This window comes from Methylomonas aurea, from assembly GCF_024505045.1.
Lineage (GTDB): Bacteria > Pseudomonadota > Gammaproteobacteria > Methylococcales > Methylomonadaceae > Methylomonas > Methylomonas aurea.
Genome location: NZ_JANIBM010000015.1, coordinates 1 through 17,828, shown reverse-complemented (window position 1 = coordinate 17,828; position 17,828 = coordinate 1). Strand labels below are relative to the sequence as shown.

The following is a 17,828-nucleotide window of genomic DNA, read 5'->3' as shown; positions in this document are numbered from 1 at the left end:
GCGTCTGCGACTGTCCGAGGATAGGGAAAAGCCGAAACTAACGGCTGACGCCCGACAAGAACGGCACGAAGGTTACCCGCTCGATGACTTCGTCTTCGAAGCCGTGCTCGGTACGCGTGATTCGGTGTAATTCCTGCCTGCCTTCCAGGCCCACCGGTATGACCAGGACGCCGCCGACCGCGAGTTGTTCCAATAATGCCGGCGGAACTTCCGGCGGTGCCGCAGCGGCCAAAATGCCGTCGAACGGTGCGTGCTCCGGCCAGCCCCAACCACCGTCGCTATGCTTGAACCCCACCGTTTTTATGCCCAGTTCCCATAACGTGTCTCGAGCTTTTTTCATCAACGGCGCAATCCGCTCGACCGAATAAAGCTGGCCGACCAATTTAGCCAGGATCGCGGTCTGGTAGCCGCAACCGGTGCCGATTTCCAATACGTTTTTCCGCGGCCCGAATTCCAGCAATAACTCGGTCATTTTGGCCACGATGTAGGGTTGGGAAATGGTTTGGTTATGGCCGATCGGCAGCGCAGTATCTTCGTAAGCCCGACTTTCCAGAGCCTCGTCGACAAAAATATGCCGCGGCGTATCCGCCATCGCCGCCAACACGTTGCTGTTTGTTATACCCTGTTGCCGCAGCCGGGAAATCATACGCTCTCGCGTGCGCCGCGAGGTCATGCCGATGCCTTGTAGACGCCGACTCATACCTATGCCTCCAATGCCAACCATTCGCTCAGCCCTGCCAAACGCTCATAACGGGTCAAATCCAGTTGTAAGGGCGTGATCGATACAAAACCGTTGCGAATCGCATCGAAATCCGTCCCCGGACCGGCATCCTGCTCGCTACCTGGCGGCCCCACCCAGTAAATAGTATGCCCGCGCGGGTCGCTGGCGCGAACCACCGCTTCCGCCTTGTGCCGTTGGCCCAGGCGGGTTGCTTGATACCCTTTCAACTCGTGCAACGGCACATCGGGTACATTCACATTCAATAAAGTGTCCTCGGGCAGCGGATGGGCCAGAATTTTCTGCATCAGATTGACGGCAACCTGCGCCGCGGTCTCGAAATGTTTTGGATCGCTGGACGCCAGCGAGATAGCAACCGCTGGCAATCCCAAAAATCGCCCTTCGGTCGCAGCCGCTACGGTTCCGGAGTACAGCACGTCGTCGCCCAGGTTGGCGCCATGGTTAATACCGGCGAACACCATGTCGGGTTCCGTTTTCAATAAGCCAGTAATCGCCAAGTGTACGCAGTCGGTGGGTGTACCGTCGACGCGGACAAAACCGTTGTCGCAGGCCGTCGCTCTTAGCGGCATGTCCAAGGTCAACGAATTGCTGGCGGCGCTGCGGTTTTTGTCCGGTGCAACGACCGATATTTCGGCATATTGGCTCAATGCTTGTGCCAATGTATTGATACCTTGCGCCAAATAGCCGTCGTCGTTACTGATCAGAATGTGCATGCCGCATTAAAACGCATTAAAATTGCCGCATCTTAGCAAAAAAACCGCAAAACCAGCAGCTTACGTGACAAAAAAAACCACTTCCCCGGATGACTCCGCGCTATTCAGAAACACGGTAGGCAAAGTCAAGGCTATAGATAGCAATACGGTGAATCTGCAACCCGCAGGCAAGCCGAGCCCATTTCCGAAAAGCAAACCACTCGAACAAATCGACCCGCTGCGAAACGATATTGCCGAAGCGCTAGACATGCTGTTTCAGGAAGACCGGATTGCGTTTCTGGCACCTGGCCTGCAAAAAAATGTGCTGAAGAAGCTACGCAAGGGGCAGTATGGCCTGGACGCCGAAATCGATCTGCACGGTCTCACTAGCCGCAACGCCAAACAGCAATTATTGAATTTCTTGCATGACTGCGTCGAAAACGGAATCCGTTGCGTTCGCGTGATTCACGGCAAAGGCTATAACTCGCCAGACAGCCAGCCAGTTTTGAAAAATGATATTAATATGTGGTTACGCCAACATCAGGATGTACTGGCATTCTGTTCGGCGCCGCCAAAAGCCGGCGGTGCCGGGGCAGTGTTCGTATTGCTTAGGCTCACCGACAAATTTGGATTTTCCGATTCGGACCTTTGAACCCGCCAAACCCGCCGAAACTTTGTCGACGGAAACTCACTAAGCGTTACTGCCTGCTACGCTTCCCGTCTTGACTAGGCCGTGAAGTTGCTCTAGCTTTTTAATACCGAATCGCCAATCGTTCCTCAAAACACCCACATCTGCGATGACAATTGCTTTCCTTGCTCGCGTTAAAAAAATTAATCGACTACTGGCCATCCCCAACCTAAGAGGTATCCGTTTATGAGTTTGAAGGTTGCAATCGTCGGCCTCGGCCGCATAGGGCGTGGCGTTTTGCGCACTAACTTTTCCCAGCAAAGCGGAGGCCGCTACGAAATATGCGTCGTATGCGACGTCATGACGATCGACCATGTCGCATATCTACTAGCAAACGACAGCACATATGGCAGGCCGCCCTTTCAAGTCGACTGCGACGACAACGATCTGATTTTGGACGGGAAAAGAATACGCTACCAGCGCGTAGACAGACGGCGTAGCGGGCCTTCCGAGCACGGCTTGGATGTTTTGAAGGATTTTGGCCTGGATGTATTGTTCGATGCAACCGGTACCGCAAGCATCAACGATTTTCAAACTATTCTGGAACGGAATATAGCCCGCAAGGTATTGTGTACCTGGAATATTAGCGGATGCGACATCAGCATTGTCTACGGCGTTAATCACCCGAATTATCTCCCGGATAAGCACCACGTCATCTCTGCCAGCACCTGTACCGGGAACGCGATGGTACCGATATGCCACATTTTGGACAAGCATTTCGGCATAGTTTCGGCGAGGATCGCCACAATACATCCCCAACTATCCGATCAAAGGGTATTGGACGGCTACCATTCTTCTTCCCAATTAGGTCGTGGCTGTGCCGCATCGATCATACCTACCGGTACTAATGTCGCTAAATCCACAAGTTTGGTCTTACCCAATTTAGCTGGCAAATTGGAAGCCATATCCTACCGGGTTCCGACGGCTATAGTGTCCGTAATCGACTTTACGGCTTATTTGGCTAAGGATACCAGTCAAGAAGAATGTATTGATCTGTTCGAACAGTATGCAGAAAACCAGCTCTCGGGAATCATTCACTGCGACTACGGCGCGTGGGGTCACCAAAAAGCCAGCATAGACTATATGCGAACCGACTATTCGGCAATTCTATTGATGGGGCAAGTCACTGTTAACAGTAAAAGACAAATCGGTTTATCCTTAATGCACGACAACGAACACGCCTATTGCTGCAGAGTGTTGGACGTTCTCGGCGTGCTGGAGTCGAAAGCCACGGTCTGACTGCCGAAATGGCTGCTGTTATCGGCTTCCCTCCCATAGCTACGGAGCGTGCCAGCGTCCTAATTTTGGGCAGTATGCCCGGCATCGCATCGCTGGCCGCCGGCGAGTATTACGCCCACCCTCGCAACCAATTCTGGCCGATTATCTGCGCCCTATTACAAATCGACCGCCTAAGCTCCTACGATGACCGGCGAAACGCGTTGAATATCTATGGTATAGCCGTTTGGGACGTGATACAGGCGTGCACCCGTGACGGTAGCCTTGATTCTGCAATTGATAAGAACTCAGTCGTTCCAAACGATTTCCATAGTTTTTTCGATCAGCACCAATCGATCCGCCGTGTATTCTTCAATGGCGCTACAGCCGAAAAACTATTTCACAGACATTACCCAACAAATTCGCTCGACGGCCGCGGAGATGTGCGTTTTTATACAAGACTGCCTTCCACAAGTCCGGCCCACGCTGCCTTATCACTTGAGCAAAAGCTTGCCGCTTGGAAAGCCGTAACGAACGCAACTGGCGTCAATCCTAAGCTATCGAAATTTGAATGAAATATAGAACCCTAAAAAGCAAAAAAGCCCAACAAACATGCAGGGCTTTTCTATAGAAATCGGACTGGAAAACGCGAACGCTTTATTCTGTAGCCGCGGCTGGTTCCGGCCTATCTACTAACTCGACGTAAGCCATCGGAGCGTCATCGCCCGGGCGAAAACCGCATTTGATGATCCTTAAATAACCACCATTTCTGGCTGAGTAACGGGGACCTAACTCATTAAACAACTTGGTCACCACGTCGCGATCGCGCAGCTTGGAGAATGCTTGTCGACGTTTCGCAACCGAGTCGTTTTTCGACAGGGTTATCAACGGCTCAGCCATCATTCTCAATTCTTTTGCCTTAGGAAGCGTCGTTTTAATCAACTCATGTTTAAACAGCGAGCAGGCCATGTTGCTGAACAGCGCTTTTCTATGACTGCTGTTTTTATTTAACTGTCTTCCAGATTTACGGTGTCTCATTTCTTATTGCCTTATGTTCAAATTCCAGCTTGGGATTGGTCTGCCAAATTCTCAGGCGGCCAATTTTCCAGCCGCATGCCTAACGACAGTCCTTTAATGGCAAGGATGTCTTTAATCTCGGTGAGCGATTTCTTGCCTAAATTGGGCGTCCGCAACAACTCGACTTCCGTGCGTTGGATTAAATCGCCGATATAAAAAATGTTCTCGGCTTTCAAGCAATTTGCCGAACGAACAGTCAACTCCAAATCGTCAACAGGCCGCAACAACACCGGATCGAAGGATTCTTCTTCGACTGCAACTTCTTCCTGGACCTGCTCGTTGACTTTCTCGAAATCGACGAAAACAGATAATTGATCGTGCAGGATTGAAGCGGCGGTTTTGATAGCATGCTCAGGATCAACAGTTCCATTTGTCTCCAATTCGATCACCAAGCGATCTAGATTCGTGCGCTGCTCGACCCGCGTACTTTCTACATGATACGCGACTTTGACAATAGGACTGAAAGCGGCATCCAACATCAGCACACCAACAGGTGCGTCGTCAAACATTTCCTTTCTTACGCTAGCGGGAACATATCCCCGCCCGCGCTCGACCTTAATCTTTATATTCAACGCGATGTCTTGAGTCAGGTTAGCGATAACCAACTCCGGATTCGCTATCTCAACGTTGTGCGGTAACTCAATGTCTCCCGCAGTTACAGTTCCGGCGCCTTTCTTAGATAAAGTCAGCGTGACTTCATCTTTTGAGTGCACAATAACAGCCAGCTTTTTCAGATTCAGTATGATATCGATAACATCTTCTTGAACCCCCTCAATCGTCGTGAATTCATGTAGAACTCCGTCGATCGATATCTCAGTGACCGCACAACCGGGAATAGAGGAGAGCATGACTCTTCTCAAAGCATTACCGAGCGAGTGACCAAACCCTCTTTCGAGCGGCTCAATCACTATACGGGAATGGTTAGCCGATTCATTTATCACTTCGACTAATCTCGGCTTCAGAAGGCCGCCAATAGAACTCTGCATATATTGTTTCCTAGGCCTATTTACTACTTAGAATAAAGCTCAACCACCAACTGCTCGTTGATGTCCGAGCCCAAATCAACACGGTCAGGCACGGATTTAAAAACGCCGCTCATTTCTTTGACATTAACTTCCACCCATGCCGGAAAACCATATTGCTCGGCCACCACCAGGGCGTCTTTAACCCGCTGCTGAGATTTAGCCTTCTCTCTGATTCTCACCACATCACCGGCTGACACTTGGTAGGACGGTATGTTGATAAGGCGATCATTAACCAAAATGGCTTTATGTGAAACCAACTGTCTAGCTTCAGCCCGGGTAGCGGCGTATCCCATGCGATACACTACGTTATCCAATCTGGATTCTAGAAAATCCAGGAGATTCTGGCCGGTAGCGCCCTTTTGCAAGTCAGCGGCTTTGTAATAGTTTCTAAATTGCTTTTCCAAAACACCATAAATTCGGCGTAAACGCTGTTTGGCGCGAAGCTGCAATGCATAATCTGAGTTTCTAGTGCGCTTAGCGCCGTGCTGTCCTGGACGCTGATCCAATTTGCACTTACTTTCCAGAGATTTACCTCTGCTTTTTAAAAAAAGATCAGTGCCTTCTCTGCGACTTAACTTACACGCAGGACCAAGATATCTTGCCATTATTTACTCCACTACCTAAACGCGACGCTTTTTTGGGGGACGGCATCCGTTGTGAGGAATCGGCGTCACATCCACAATATTCGAAATTTTAAAGCCCATGCTGTTTAATGAACGAACAGCAGACTCCCTGCCTGGACCAGGCCCTTTGATCATGACATCTAGGTTCTTCATACCGTATTCCTGCGCAACCGCGCCAGCTTTCTCAGCGGCTACCTGAGCAGCAAATGGAGTGCTCTTTCTCGACCCGCGAAACCCTGAGCCACCTGAAGTAGCCCAGGACAAAGCGTTACCTTTCCGGTCTGTGATTGTAACGATCGTATTATTGAAGGACGCATGGACATGGACGATGCCGTCCGCAACTTCCTTTTTTATCCGTTTCTTAACTCGATTTTGGGTTGCCATCAAAATTGCCTATCTATTTTAATTATTACTTGGTGACCGATTTGCGAGGCCCTTTTCTAGTCCTCGCATTTGTCCGAGTTCGCTGACCTCTCAACGGCAACCCCCGACGATGGCGAATTCCGCGATAGCAGCCAAGATCCATAAGCCTCTTTATATTCATAGAGACTTCCCTACGCAGATCGCCTTCGACGGTCATACCAGAAATGACTTTGCGTATTGCCTCAACTTGATCTTCAGTCAGATCCCTGATTTTGACAGCGGGATTAATTCCTACTTCACTGCAAATATCTCTCGCAGTCTGCCTACCAATTCCGTAAATAGCTGTTAGGGCTATCTCCGCATGCTTATGATCAGCCACGTTTATACCAGCAATACGAGCCATTCAAACACTCCAAAAACGATACTATAAGGTTAAACGGAGAAGTATAACACTCCGAAAAATAAATCGCAAAAACAATTATCCCTGCCTTTGCTTGTGACGACCATCTTTACAGATGACCCTGACTACGCCATTCCTCTTTATTACTTTGCAGCTTTTGCAAATGGCTTTTATTGAAGCTCGTACTTTCACGGCTAACTCCTAAATCTTAAGATTTCTTCAAATTGGCTTTTTTCATCAGTCCTTCATATTGTTGCGACATCAAATGAGTTTGCATTTGAGATATAAAATCCATCACAACCACAACAATAATCAACAATGACGTACCACCAAAGGAAAATGGGACATTCCAGTATACAATCAAAAACTCTGGCAACAAACAAATCAAGGTTATGTAAACCGCACCGATTAGCGTCAATCTTGTCATAACTTTATCAATATAGCTGGTCGTCTGCGCACCAGGACGTATACCAGGCAAATATGCACCCGATTTCTTTAGGTTTTCTGCGGTTTCTTTGGAATTGAACACCAATGCGGTGTAGAAAAAACAGAAAAATACGATAGCCAGAGCATAACAAAGCACATAAACAGGTTGCCCAGGAGATAAAACAGCCGCGACATCTTGCAGCCATGAAAAGCCGTCAATGTTACCAAACCACCCTGCGATAGTTGCCGGAAAAAGAATGATGCTCGATGCAAAAATCGGTGGGATTACGCCGGCCATGTTTAGCTTCAGAGGCAAGAACGAGCTCTGCCCAGCATACACCTTATTGCCCTGCTGCCGCTTCGGATAATTGATTGTTATCCTTCTTTGACCTCGCTCGACGAATACCACTATTCCTGTTACGAAGATAGATAGCGCAAACAGTAGCACAATGAAAGCGCCATTCATTTCGCCGGTTCGCGCTAACTCCAAAGTACCGCCAATAGCTGACGGCAGCCCTGACACGATACCAGCAAAAATTAACAAGGAAATGCCGTTCCCTATACCGCGCTCGGTGACTTGCTCGCCAAGCCACATAAGAAAAATGGTTCCAGTAACCAAGGTGATAGTAGTAACGAGGATAAAGCCAACCCCTGGCTGCAACACAACTGCAAGACCACCAGCAGTCTGGTTTTGAAGAGCCACAGATATACCAACCGATTGGAACATCGCCAACACCACGGTTCCATAACGAGTGTACTGAGAAATTTTCCGCCTACCAGATTCCCCTTCCTTTTTTAACTGCTCCATTGCCGGAATAACAATGGTCATAAGTTGCATAATGATGGAAGCAGAAATATAGGGCATGATTCCGAGGGCAAACAAACTCAAGCGCATCAGCGCCCCCCCAGAAAACATATTAAACATGTTTAAAATGGAACCAGACTGCTGCTCAAACATTGTTGCCAATGCTTTAGGGTCTATTCCAGGGACCGGTATATGCGCGCCGATACGATAAACGACAAACGCACCCAGGACAAATAACAACCTGGATCTTAGCTCCCCAAAACGAAAACTGCCCGCTGACACTTCGTAACCTTTAGCACTCACTTAGGCCTCTACTTTGCCACCAGCAGCTTCAATTGTTGACTTCGCACCAGAAGTGACACCTACACCTCTCAAAACAACCGCACGGGAAATAGTGCCGGTATTAACAACCTTTACTTTTTTCGCGAAGGCCGGGACCAGGTTATTGCTAATCAAAACCTGAATATCAACCACCTCAACGTCCAACGAATTTAACTCGCTCAGTCGAACCTCTGCGGCGTACTTCATGGTACGAGAGGTAAAACCAACTTTAGGCAGCCTTCTTTGAAGCGGCATTTGCCCGCCCTCAAATCCTACCTTGTGGAACCCTCCGGCGCGTGCCTTTTGCCCCTTATGACCGCGACCGCAAGTCTTGCCGTCGGTGGAACCTATACCTCGCCCGACGCGCTTTGCTTTTTTCCTTGAGCCGTATGCAGCTTGTATGGTGTTCAAATACATTTAGACTTCCTCTACTTTAAGCATGTAAGCTATTTTGTTTATCATGCCTCTATTCTCAGGTGTATCCACTACATGAACCACCTGACGGATCCTGCTCAACCCTAAGCCCTTTAGGCAAAGCTGATGGCTTTTTAATCTGCCGTTTTTGCTTCTGGTCAGCATTACGCTCAACTTTTTACCAGACATTTTTTTATCCCGTAATCTGATCAACCGATAAACCACGCTTAGCCGCAATCTTCTTTGCGTCTTGCATCGCGGTCAAACCATTTATAGTGGCTCTAACAACGTTAATCGGGTTACTGGTCCCGATACACTTTGCCAATACGTTGTGAACGCCGACCACTTCAAATACCGCACGCATAGCCCCCCCCGCAATGATACCGGTACCCTCTGACGCAGGCTGCATGTAAACTTTGGCAGCCCCGGTATTGGAGGTAATCGAGTACTGCAAGGTCCCCTCTTTCAGCGCGACCTTCCTCATGTTTTTACGAGCTTGCTCTAACGACTTTTGTATAGCGACGGGCACCTCACGAGCTTTAGATACGCCGTACCCCACGCGACCATCACCGTCACCGACCACTGTAAGCGCAGCAAAACCAAATACCCTACCGCCTTTAACTACTTTCGCCACTCGACGTACGGAAACCAATTTTTCTTGGAGGCCGTCGGTGCTACCTTGAGATGGAGCTGTTGCCATATTTTTCCCCTAAAACTTCAATCCAGCTTCGCGAGCAGCATCAGCTAGTGCCTTTACGCGGCCGTGATATTTAAAACCAGAACGGTCAAATGCGACCTCTTGGACACCCGCAGCTATCGCTCTCTCAGCTATCAACCTACCAACAACTGTGGCAGCATCGATGTTACTCGTGTTTTTTACTTTAGCCTTAATTTCCGCTAGAACTGTAGATGCCGATGCGAGCGTGGTCTTGCCGTCAACACTTAATACCTGAGCATAAATATGCTGAGATGTTCTATGTATGGTTAGCCGATTCACATTCAACTTTTTAATCTTGCAGCGCAGCTTGAGTGCCCGCTTAAGCCTGGAAGATTTCTTATCCATATTGCTACCTATTTTTTCTTGGCTTCTTTGCGAGCCACATATTCATCAGCAAGCCTGACACCCTTACCTTTGTAAGGCTCTGGCGGCCGAAACGCTCTGATCTCAGACGCTACTTGCCCCAATTTTTGCTTATCGCTGCTTTTGACCAAAAGTTCAGTTTGGGACGGCGCCTCTACAGTTACGCCATCGGGAACGGTATACTCGACCGGATTGGAGTAACCCAACGACAGAGTCAACAGATTGTCTTTTACCTGGGCTCTGTAACCCACACCAACTAAAAGCATTTTCTTAACAAAACCCTCTGAAACACCTTTCACCATGTTATTGATGGAGGCGCGCGCCGTACCAGCGTGAGCTTTTGCCCCTTTTACCGAATCATCCCATTTGACGCTAATGACATTGTCCGCAACTTCGAGATCGACTGACGAAGCTAATTGGAACGAAAGCTCGCCAAGCTTTCCTTTGACAACAGTTTGTTTGCCGACTACTTTTACATCTACGCCCGCGGGCAAGACAATCGGCGCGTTCGCTACTCGTGACATGATATTTCCTTAAACTTTCTTAGCAGACGGTACATATAACTTCGCCGCCGTGGCCAATAGCCCGAGCCGCGCGATCTGTCATTACGCCATTAGAAGTTGATACTATGGCAATACCTAGACCACCAAGGACTTTTGGCAACTCGTCCTTTGATTTGTAAATTCTTAGGCCAGGGCGACTCACCCGCTTAACACTTTCAATAACCGGGATGCCGTTGTAATACTTCAGCTCAATAGTCATCTCAGTATGACTGCCTGCTACTTCGGTTTTATAATCGCTTATATATCCTTCTTCCTTTAAAACCTTGGCAATTGCAAGTTTTAGTTTTGAAGACGGCATTTTTACACTTTTTTTACCAGCAGACTGACCATTTCTGATTCTGGTCAACATATCTGCTATCGGATCTGTCATACTCATTTTATTTTCCCCAACAACCTGTACTTACCGTGGTTACCAGCTAGCTTTCGACAAGCCAGGCACATCGCCCCGCATCGTAGCTTCTCTAAGTTTGTTTCGGCTCAAACCAAACTTTCTGTAGTAGCCATGAGGCCGACCGGTAAGCTTACAACGGTTACGCAGTCTAGATTTGCTGGAGTCTCTAGGTAACTTCTGCAGTTGAATCTGCGCATTTTCCTTTTCTTCGAACGAAGCGCTGGGAGACCTTATTACCTCTTTCAGAGCATTTCTTTTTGTTTCGTATTTCTTAATTAAACCGACACGTTTCGTTTCACGCGCTATCATAGATTTCTTAGCCATTAGAACACCCCTAGCTTTTAAATGGAAAATTGAACAGCTTCAACAGCGCCAAACCTTCTTCATCGGTTTTCGCTGTAGTAGTAATACAAATATCCATCCCACGGAGGGCGTCTATTTTGTCGTAATCGATTTCCGGGAAAATAATTTGTTCCTTAATCCCGACAGAGTAATTCCCTCTTCCGTCAAAGCTCTTTGAACTCATGCCTCTAAAATCGCGTATACGAGGTATGGAGATCGTGATCAATCTATCCAAAAATTCGTACATCCTATCGCTACGCAGCGTTACTTTACAGCCGATAGGCATGTCGTCTCTGATTTTAAAACCTGCAATCGACTTGCGAGCTAAAGTGATTACAGCTTTTTGACCTGAAATTTTTTCCATGTCAGAGACTGCCGATTGCAAAATCTTCTTATCCGCTACAGCACCGCCGACACCCATGTTAAGAGTTATCTTTGTTAGTTTGGGTACCTGCATAACGGACTTGTAACCGAACTGGGCGATCAGTGCCGGCATTATTTCTTCTTTATACTTTTTTTCTAGTCTGGACATAGCCTATTCCTCAGTCTCCGATAGTATCGTTTGTAGATTTAAAAAATCTTACTTTCTTACCATCAGTTCCGACCCTAAAACCAACTCGGTCAGCTTTCTTTGTTTTAGGATTGAATATCGCTATGTTTGAAATGTGGATCGGCATATTCTTATCGACAATACCGCCGGAGATCCCTAAATTTGGATTACCTCTTTGGTGTTTCTTCACCAAATTCACTCCGTCTACCAACACTCGGCCATTTTCCAGTACCTTAGTGATACGACCTAATTTGCCTTTTTCTTTGCCTACACAGACGATTACTTCGTCGCCTTGCTTAATTTTCTGCATCTTCGGTACTCCGTTATAGCACTTCAGGGGCTAAAGAGATGATTTTCATAAACTTATCTCCCCTCAGTTCCCGTGTTACCGGCCCAAAGATACGTGTTCCAATAGGTTGAAGTTGGTTATTTAAAATCACAGCCGCATTGCCATCGAATCTGATGACGGAACCGTCCGCTCTGCGCACACCTCTTTTTGTTCTTACAACCAATGCGTTGTAAACATCACCTTTTTTAACTCGGGTGCGTGGCATTGCGTCTTTGACGCTGACCTTGATGATGTCACCAATACCAGCATAACGGCGGTGCGATCCTCCAAGAACTTTGATACACATGACCTTTTTTGCACCACTATTATCGGCGACGTCAAGGCTAGTTTGCATCTGAATCATTTTTAAATTCCCAACTAAAGATATCAATTACTTGTTAGATGTCTCTAAGACTTCCAACAGCTTAAACGACTTATTTTTCGAAATTGGCCTGCATGACGTGATGGCCACGATATCACCTTCTTGGCAAACATTATTTTCGTCATGCACCATTAACTTGGTAGAACGTTTAATATATTTGCCGTATACCGGATGCTTGACCAAGCGCTCTACTAAAACCGATGCGGTTTTCTCCATTTTGTTACTAACTACCCGGCCGATTACTCTGCGTACGCTTTCTAAATTTTCACTCATGATCAAGCCCTTGCTCGTTCGCTTAGGATAGTGTGAATCCTAGCTATATCTCTTCTAACCTGCTTCACCTGACTAGACTTAGCCAATTGCCCCGTGCCTTTTTGCATCCTTAAGTTAAATTGCTCCCTAGACAGGTCCAATAACGCCTGATTTAGTTCAGTTGCGCTCTTACTTCTCAAATCATTTGCTTTCATCACATTATAGTCCGAGCAGAAAACGTTGTTTTTACCGGCAATTTTGCTGCCGCCAGCTCAAACGCCTCTCTCGCTAACTCTTCGGAGACACCTTCTATCTCGAACAGCATGGTTCCTGGCTTAATTTGAGCAACCCAATATTCTACACTACCTTTTCCTTTACCCATACGAACTTCTAAAGGTTTTTTAGTGATTGGCTTGTCTGGAAAAATACGAATCCAAATTTTTCCGCCCCGCTTTACATGCCGGCTTATCGCACGACGGGCCGCTTCAATTTGCCGGGCAGTCATTCTACCACGGCTTATCGATTTCAAACCGTACTCGCCGAAGCTGACAGAAGACCCACGTAATGCAGTCCCGTTGTTTCGTCCAGTATGTTGCTTGCGAAACTTAGTTCTTTTTGGTTGAAGCATTTTATTTATTCTCCTTCAACTTATTTTTTTGATTCGGCATTGAGGGAAGCGGTATGAGCATCCATATCGAAAACTTCGCCTTTGAATATCCAAACTTTGATACCGATGATACCGTAGGTAGTTTTGGCTTCAGCAGTACCGTAATCTATATCTGCCCGCAAGGTGTGAAGCGGCACGCGACCTTCTCTGTACCATTCGGTTCGGGCGATCTCCGCACCGTTCAAGCGGCCGGCCACCGTGATTTTGATACCTTCAGCACCAAGCCGCATCGTATTAGTTACGGCGCGCTTCATAGCACGACGATACATAATGCGTTTTTCCAATTGCTGCGCGATACTTTCCGCTACCAAATACGCATCCAATTCTGGTTTTCTGATCTCTTCGACATTTAGCTGGACAGGAACACCCATCATGGCGGAAATGTTCTGGCGCAATATATCGATATCCTCACCTTTTTTTCCGATAACGATACCTGGACGCGCTGTGTGAACAGTAATGTTTGCGTTGTTAGCCGGGCGATTGATTTGAACACGACTGACTGAGGCGTGCGCCAATTTCTGCTTTATGTATTCCCGAACTTTCAAATCTTGTAGCAGAAGCACAGGGTAATTCTGGCTATTTGCGTACCATCTCGAAGTCCAATCTTTTACGATCCCGAGACGAATCCCTGTGGGATGAACCTTTTGTCCCATCTTATACCTCTATTTCTCAGCTACTTTGATTGTTATATGGCAAGTTCTTTTCAGAATATGGTTCGCCCGCCCTTTTGCTCGTGCCGATATACGTTTCATAGTTCGGCCCTCGTTAACGAAAACGGTGGATACCTTTAGCTCGTCTACATCTGCATTTTGATTGTGCTCAGCATTTGCGATTGCCGATTCAAGCACTTTCTTAATAATCGCCGCAGCTTTTTTGGAGCTGAAATTCAATAGATTCAGGGCGTTTTCGACGGGCAACCCCCTAATTTGGTCCCCTACCAACCGCGCCTTTTGCGCTGACAGCGGAGCGTTACTCAATTTAGCCGATACTTCCACATTCACTCCTTATCTCGATTTTTTGTCAGCAATATGGCCTTTATAAGTTCTCGTAGGCGAGAACTCACCTAATTTATGACCGACCATATTTTCAGAAATCAGTACCGGTACATGCTGCTTGCCATTATGAACTGCAATAGTCAAGCCTAGCATGTCTGGACTAATCATCGACCGTCTAGACCAGGTTTTAATCGGTTTCCTATTATTTGTTCTCACCGCCTCCTCAACTTTCTTCAGCAGGTGGTGATCAATAAATGGACCTTTTTTAATTGAACGTGGCACGTCAGATACCTCTTATTTTTGCTTACGGCGTCTGACAATCATGTTGTCAGTACGTTTATTTTTTCTGGTTTTATAACCTTTGGTCGGGGTTCCCCAGGGAGACACAGGGTGTCGACCGCCGGATGTTCTACCCTCACCACCACCGTGTGGATGGTCCACCGGATTCATCGCAACACCTCGCACGGTGGGCCTGACGCCGCGCCATCTCTTTGCTCCGGCTTTACCTAGCGAAACCAAGTTATGTTCCGAGTTGGAAACCTCGCCAACGACACCTTTACAGTCAGAAGGGACTTTTCTCATCTCGCCTGAACGCAGCCTCACGGTGACATAGGCGCCGTCCTTAGCGACGAGTTGTACCGACGTACCAGCGCTTCTGGCTAATTGCGCGCCTTTACCAGGCTTCAATTCTACGCAGTGCAGAGTAGTACCTAATGGCATGTTACGCAGGGGCATACAATTGCCCAATTTCACCGGCGTGGTTTCAGAACTCAATATTTCCTGCCCCACTTCTATACCTTTTGGCGCAATTATGTATCTACGCTCTCCATCCCTAAATAGAACCAAGGCGATATTCGCAGTCCTGTTTGGATCGTACTCGATACGCTCTACAACAGCCGGGATGTCAGTTTTATCGCGCTTGAAATCAATAATTCGATAAAACTTCTTATGGCCTCCGCCGATGTGGCGAGTTGTAACCCGGCCCAGGTTATTACGGCCGCCAGTATTGCTCTTTTTTTCTAGTAGTTGTGCAAATGGCTTACCCTTATGCAAATCATTATTTTGTACACGCACTACAAACCGAGAACCTGGAGATGTCGGCTTTGATTTTAGAATAGCCATGCTCTTCTACCGCTCCTATTTGCTTTAAAAAGTTATGCTGTTGCAAGTTCGATGTTATGGCCCGACTGCAATTTCACATATGCTTTTTTCCAGTCTGAGCGCTTACCCAATGCACGTCCGAATCGCTTAATCTTTCCCTTAACGTTTAGCACACGAACCGACTCTACTTTCACGCCGAACATCAACTCTACCGCTTTCTTTATTTGCAGCTTAGTTGCCGTTTTTTGCACTTTAAATACGTATTGGTTATTTTGGTCGGCGACGTTAGAACTCTTTTCAGAAATGATCGGCGCGTACAAGATGCTAGCTAATTTTACTTTCTGATCACTCATGCCAAACGCTCCTCAATTTGCTTTAGCGCAGATGCCGTAGCTATTACTTTATCTGCTGCGACCAGTGACACCGGGTCAATGCTTGTTGGAGTAACCACAGCGACGTACGGCAAATTTCTAGCAGCCAAAATTAAATTCTCATTTAAGTCGTCTGCGACAACGAGCAGTCTTTTAGCTTCAATACCTTTGATCTTCGCCAAAAATTCCTTAGTTTTCGGAGTGGCAGGAACAATGTCGTCGCAAACCGCAATCCGACCTTGTCTCAGCAATTCAGAGAATATGGAACGGATCCCGGCTTTGTACATTTTTTTGTTCAATTTTTGGTCGAACGATCTAGGCTGCGCGGCAAAAGTTACACCACCGGTGCGCCAGATCGGGCTTCGCGTCGTACCCGCTCGTGCTCGTCCAGTACCCTTTTGGCGGAAAGGCTTCAAACCACCGCCACTTACCGCTGAACGGTTTTTTTGGGCTTTTGTGCCAGCCCTAGCAGCTGACAAATACTTGGTTACCAGTTGATGGATTAGCGTTTCGTTAAATGCTTGGCCAAACACGGCGTCTGACACTTCAAGTGCCTGCGCCGAGCCACTGCCATTTATTGCAGGTATTTGTAATGCCATAAATTAACCTTTATTCACCATTTTTACCGCCGGGGTGATAACCACATCACCGCCTTTCGCGCCCGGAACGGCACCCCTTACGAGGATAAGATTGCGTTCAGAGTCGATAGCTTGAATCTTAAGATTCTGTACAGTAGTCTTAGCAGCACCCATATGACCGCACATCTTTTTACCTTTAAAGACCCGACCCGGTGTTTGGTTCATACCACTTGACCCCGGAACCCTGTGCGAACGAGAGTTACCGTGAGTAGCATCCTGAGTTCTGAAATTATGGCGTTTCACGGTGCCGGCAAATCCCTTGCCGATACTGGTACCGGCAACATCGACCATTTGACCGGCCGAGAACACGTTCACGTTAAGCTCGGCTCCAGGTGTCAACTCAACACCCTCACCCTCGCCCAACCTGAACTCCCATAACCCTCTACCTGCGGTGACATTGGCAGACGCATAATGGCCCGCCATCGCTTTATTGACCTTAGAAGACTTTACGTCTCCGGCAGCAACCTGGATGGCGCGATAACCGTCATTTTCCAAACTCTTCACCTGAATGACTCGGTTAGAGTCGATATGAAGCACGGTTACTGGTACCGAAGAACCATCTTCGCAAAATATTCTGGTCATACCACATTTACGACCAATAAGACCTATTGACATCTGCCAATCCCTCTAATCTATAACTTTTCGTTATTTCAGCTTAATTTGAACATCAACCCCAGCCGCCAGATCAAGCTTCATCAAGGCGTCAACGGTCTTATCGGTTGGTTCGACGATGTCCAACAACCGCTTATAAGTTCTCAATTCGTATTGATCGCGCGCGTCTTTGTTGACATGAGGCGAAATCAATACGGTAAAGCGCTCTTTTCTAGTAGGCAAAGGGATCGGGCCTTTTACTTGGGCACCGGTCCGCTTTGCTGTCTCTACTATCTCTCCTGCCGATTGATCGATCAATTTATGATCAAAGGCTTTAAGTTGGATTCTGATAGTTTGATTTGCCATCTTTAATTACTCGATAATAGAAGCCACGACACCCGCACCGACGGTACGACCACCTTCGCGGATTGCGAAGCGCAAGCCGTCTTCCATCGCGATCGGTGAAATCAGTTTGACGGTGACAGAAATATTGTCGCCAGGCATCACCATTTCTACACCTTCCGGCAGTTCAACCGCGCCGGTCACGTCGGTGGTTCTGAAGTAGAACTGCGGACGGTAGCCGTTGAAGAATGGTGTATGACGACCACCCTCTTCTTTCGACAATACGTAGATTTCCGCTTTGAAGTGGGAGTGCGGTTTGATGGTGTTGACGTGCGCCAGTACTTGACCCCGCTCAACGTCGTCACGCTTGGTGCCGCGCAACAGGATACCGACGTTGTCACCAGCCTGGCCTTGATCCAGCAGTTTGCGGAACATTTCAACACCGG

The 17,828-nt window shown here is 47.6% G+C and carries 34 protein-coding genes; 3 read left to right on the top strand and 31 right to left on the bottom strand.

The features are described 5' to 3' along the window. Positions 1-37: 37 nt before the first annotated feature. Together NP603_RS13170 and surE are read right to left on the bottom strand one after the other, a co-directional pair. Entirely contained in the window at positions 38-700 is a 663-nt protein-coding gene (locus NP603_RS13170; RefSeq protein WP_256611345.1) for a protein-L-isoaspartate(D-aspartate) O-methyltransferase, read from the bottom strand. A 2-nt stretch (positions 701-702) separates the two neighbouring features. Beyond that, positions 703-1,452: a 5'/3'-nucleotidase SurE gene (surE, locus tag NP603_RS13165; protein ID WP_256611344.1), complete on the bottom strand. Its 750-nt coding sequence runs from the start codon at positions 1,450-1,452 to the stop codon at positions 703-705. A 64-nt stretch (positions 1,453-1,516) separates the two neighbouring features. Here surE and NP603_RS13160 point away from each other — a divergent pair, with 64 nt between their 5' ends. The 3 genes from NP603_RS13160 to NP603_RS13150 all read left to right on the top strand — a co-directional run bounded on the left by NP603_RS13160 (position 1,517) and on the right by NP603_RS13150 (position 3,909). Further along, complete coding sequence (locus NP603_RS13160; RefSeq protein ID WP_256611343.1) at positions 1,517-2,083, top strand: Smr/MutS family protein; 567 nt, start codon at positions 1,517-1,519, stop codon at positions 2,081-2,083. 222 nt (positions 2,084-2,305) lie between these two features. Then, positions 2,306-3,358 (top strand): type I glyceraldehyde-3-phosphate dehydrogenase, encoded by a 1,053-nt coding sequence (locus NP603_RS13155; RefSeq protein ID WP_256611342.1) that lies wholly within the window; start codon positions 2,306-2,308, stop codon positions 3,356-3,358. An 8-nt stretch (positions 3,359-3,366) separates the two neighbouring features. Further along, positions 3,367-3,909, top strand: a complete 543-nt coding sequence (locus tag NP603_RS13150; protein ID WP_256611341.1) for a DNA-deoxyinosine glycosylase — start codon at positions 3,367-3,369, stop codon at positions 3,907-3,909. Positions 3,910-3,991: 82 nt separating this feature from the next. Here the strand turns inward: NP603_RS13150 and rplQ are convergent, their stop codons facing one another. The 29 genes from rplQ to NP603_RS13005 all read right to left on the bottom strand — a co-directional run. Then, positions 3,992-4,372, bottom strand: coding sequence for a 50S ribosomal protein L17 (gene rplQ / locus NP603_RS13145; RefSeq protein WP_256611340.1), 381 nt, complete (start codon positions 4,370-4,372; stop codon positions 3,992-3,994). Positions 4,373-4,389: 17 nt separating this feature from the next. Continuing rightward, on the bottom strand, positions 4,390-5,397 hold the full coding sequence (locus NP603_RS13140) for a DNA-directed RNA polymerase subunit alpha (protein ID WP_256611339.1): 1,008 nt from the start codon (positions 5,395-5,397) through the stop codon (positions 4,390-4,392). A 23-nt stretch (positions 5,398-5,420) separates the two neighbouring features. Then, entirely contained in the window at positions 5,421-6,041 is a 621-nt protein-coding gene (gene rpsD / locus NP603_RS13135; protein ID WP_256611338.1) for a 30S ribosomal protein S4, read from the bottom strand. Positions 6,042-6,056: 15 nt separating this feature from the next. Next, entirely contained in the window at positions 6,057-6,443 is a 387-nt protein-coding gene (gene rpsK, locus NP603_RS13130) for a 30S ribosomal protein S11 (RefSeq protein WP_020484822.1), read from the bottom strand. A 25-nt stretch (positions 6,444-6,468) separates the two neighbouring features. After that, on the bottom strand, positions 6,469-6,825 hold the full coding sequence (gene rpsM, locus NP603_RS13125; RefSeq protein ID WP_256611336.1) for a 30S ribosomal protein S13: 357 nt from the start codon (positions 6,823-6,825) through the stop codon (positions 6,469-6,471). A gap of 75 nt (positions 6,826-6,900) precedes the next feature. Then, positions 6,901-7,014 carry a 50S ribosomal protein L36 gene (gene rpmJ, locus NP603_RS13120; protein WP_081607976.1) on the bottom strand — a complete coding sequence of 38 codons (114 nt, stop codon included), beginning with the start codon at positions 7,012-7,014 and terminating at the stop codon, positions 6,901-6,903. A gap of 16 nt (positions 7,015-7,030) precedes the next feature. After that, a complete protein-coding gene (secY, locus tag NP603_RS13115) occupies positions 7,031-8,356 on the bottom strand; it encodes a preprotein translocase subunit SecY (RefSeq protein ID WP_256611334.1) in 1,326 nt (441 codons plus the stop codon). Further along, positions 8,357-8,791, bottom strand: coding sequence for a 50S ribosomal protein L15 (gene rplO / locus NP603_RS13110; protein WP_256611333.1), 435 nt, complete (start codon positions 8,789-8,791; stop codon positions 8,357-8,359). It abuts the gene before it with no gap. Continuing rightward, positions 8,792-8,977 (bottom strand): 50S ribosomal protein L30, encoded by a 186-nt coding sequence (rpmD, locus tag NP603_RS13105; RefSeq protein ID WP_256611332.1) that lies wholly within the window; start codon positions 8,975-8,977, stop codon positions 8,792-8,794. Between the two features lie 4 nt (positions 8,978-8,981). Then, on the bottom strand, positions 8,982-9,488 hold the full coding sequence (rpsE, locus tag NP603_RS13100) for a 30S ribosomal protein S5 (RefSeq protein ID WP_256611331.1): 507 nt from the start codon (positions 9,486-9,488) through the stop codon (positions 8,982-8,984). A gap of 9 nt (positions 9,489-9,497) precedes the next feature. Next, positions 9,498-9,851 (bottom strand): 50S ribosomal protein L18, encoded by a 354-nt coding sequence (gene rplR / locus NP603_RS13095; protein ID WP_256611330.1) that lies wholly within the window; start codon positions 9,849-9,851, stop codon positions 9,498-9,500. An 8-nt stretch (positions 9,852-9,859) separates the two neighbouring features. Beyond that, entirely contained in the window at positions 9,860-10,393 is a 534-nt protein-coding gene (gene rplF, locus NP603_RS13090) for a 50S ribosomal protein L6 (RefSeq protein WP_256611329.1), read from the bottom strand. 19 nt (positions 10,394-10,412) lie between these two features. Then, positions 10,413-10,808 (bottom strand): 30S ribosomal protein S8, encoded by a 396-nt coding sequence (gene rpsH / locus NP603_RS13085; protein WP_256611328.1) that lies wholly within the window; start codon positions 10,806-10,808, stop codon positions 10,413-10,415. 33 nt (positions 10,809-10,841) lie between these two features. Then, complete coding sequence (rpsN, locus tag NP603_RS13080) at positions 10,842-11,147, bottom strand: 30S ribosomal protein S14 (RefSeq protein ID WP_256611327.1); 306 nt, start codon at positions 11,145-11,147, stop codon at positions 10,842-10,844. Positions 11,148-11,157: 10 nt separating this feature from the next. Further along, positions 11,158-11,697 carry a 50S ribosomal protein L5 gene (rplE, locus tag NP603_RS13075; RefSeq protein ID WP_256611325.1) on the bottom strand — a complete coding sequence of 180 codons (540 nt, stop codon included), beginning with the start codon at positions 11,695-11,697 and terminating at the stop codon, positions 11,158-11,160. A 10-nt stretch (positions 11,698-11,707) separates the two neighbouring features. Then, positions 11,708-12,025, bottom strand: a complete 318-nt coding sequence (gene rplX, locus NP603_RS13070) for a 50S ribosomal protein L24 (protein WP_256611323.1) — start codon at positions 12,023-12,025, stop codon at positions 11,708-11,710. A 13-nt stretch (positions 12,026-12,038) separates the two neighbouring features. Continuing rightward, positions 12,039-12,407, bottom strand: coding sequence for a 50S ribosomal protein L14 (gene rplN, locus NP603_RS13065; RefSeq protein WP_054759259.1), 369 nt, complete (start codon positions 12,405-12,407; stop codon positions 12,039-12,041). A 27-nt stretch (positions 12,408-12,434) separates the two neighbouring features. Further along, positions 12,435-12,698: a 30S ribosomal protein S17 gene (gene rpsQ, locus NP603_RS13060; protein ID WP_256611322.1), complete on the bottom strand. Its 264-nt coding sequence runs from the start codon at positions 12,696-12,698 to the stop codon at positions 12,435-12,437. 2 nt (positions 12,699-12,700) lie between these two features. After that, positions 12,701-12,892, bottom strand: coding sequence for a 50S ribosomal protein L29 (gene rpmC, locus NP603_RS13055; protein ID WP_256611321.1), 192 nt, complete (start codon positions 12,890-12,892; stop codon positions 12,701-12,703). Beyond that, the gene (gene rplP, locus NP603_RS13050; RefSeq protein WP_026602118.1) at positions 12,892-13,305 is read right to left on the bottom strand and encodes a 50S ribosomal protein L16; all 414 of its coding nucleotides are present in this window, start codon (positions 13,303-13,305) and stop codon (positions 12,892-12,894) included. The genes rpmC and rplP overlap by 1 nt, the downstream gene beginning before the upstream one ends. A 20-nt stretch (positions 13,306-13,325) precedes the next feature. After that, positions 13,326-13,997, bottom strand: a complete 672-nt coding sequence (gene rpsC / locus NP603_RS13045; RefSeq protein ID WP_054759257.1) for a 30S ribosomal protein S3 — start codon at positions 13,995-13,997, stop codon at positions 13,326-13,328. A gap of 9 nt (positions 13,998-14,006) precedes the next feature. Beyond that, complete coding sequence (rplV, locus tag NP603_RS13040) at positions 14,007-14,339, bottom strand: 50S ribosomal protein L22 (protein ID WP_256611320.1); 333 nt, start codon at positions 14,337-14,339, stop codon at positions 14,007-14,009. A gap of 9 nt (positions 14,340-14,348) precedes the next feature. Further along, the gene (rpsS, locus tag NP603_RS13035; protein ID WP_064042135.1) at positions 14,349-14,621 is read right to left on the bottom strand and encodes a 30S ribosomal protein S19; all 273 of its coding nucleotides are present in this window, start codon (positions 14,619-14,621) and stop codon (positions 14,349-14,351) included. Positions 14,622-14,633: 12 nt separating this feature from the next. Beyond that, the gene (rplB, locus tag NP603_RS13030) at positions 14,634-15,461 is read right to left on the bottom strand and encodes a 50S ribosomal protein L2 (protein ID WP_256611318.1); all 828 of its coding nucleotides are present in this window, start codon (positions 15,459-15,461) and stop codon (positions 14,634-14,636) included. Between the two features lie 32 nt (positions 15,462-15,493). Then, entirely contained in the window at positions 15,494-15,793 is a 300-nt protein-coding gene (gene rplW, locus NP603_RS13025; protein WP_256611316.1) for a 50S ribosomal protein L23, read from the bottom strand. Continuing rightward, positions 15,790-16,410, bottom strand: coding sequence for a 50S ribosomal protein L4 (gene rplD, locus NP603_RS13020; RefSeq protein ID WP_256611314.1), 621 nt, complete (start codon positions 16,408-16,410; stop codon positions 15,790-15,792). The genes rplW and rplD overlap by 4 nt, the downstream gene beginning before the upstream one ends. A 3-nt stretch (positions 16,411-16,413) precedes the next feature. After that, on the bottom strand, positions 16,414-17,064 hold the full coding sequence (rplC, locus tag NP603_RS13015; RefSeq protein WP_256611313.1) for a 50S ribosomal protein L3: 651 nt from the start codon (positions 17,062-17,064) through the stop codon (positions 16,414-16,416). 30 nt (positions 17,065-17,094) lie between these two features. Further along, positions 17,095-17,406 (bottom strand): 30S ribosomal protein S10, encoded by a 312-nt coding sequence (gene rpsJ / locus NP603_RS13010; RefSeq protein WP_020484801.1) that lies wholly within the window; start codon positions 17,404-17,406, stop codon positions 17,095-17,097. 6 nt (positions 17,407-17,412) lie between these two features. Continuing rightward, a partial coding sequence (locus tag NP603_RS13005; protein ID WP_371928853.1) for an EF-Tu C-terminal domain-related protein occupies positions 17,413-17,828 on the bottom strand: 416 nt, incomplete at its 5' end.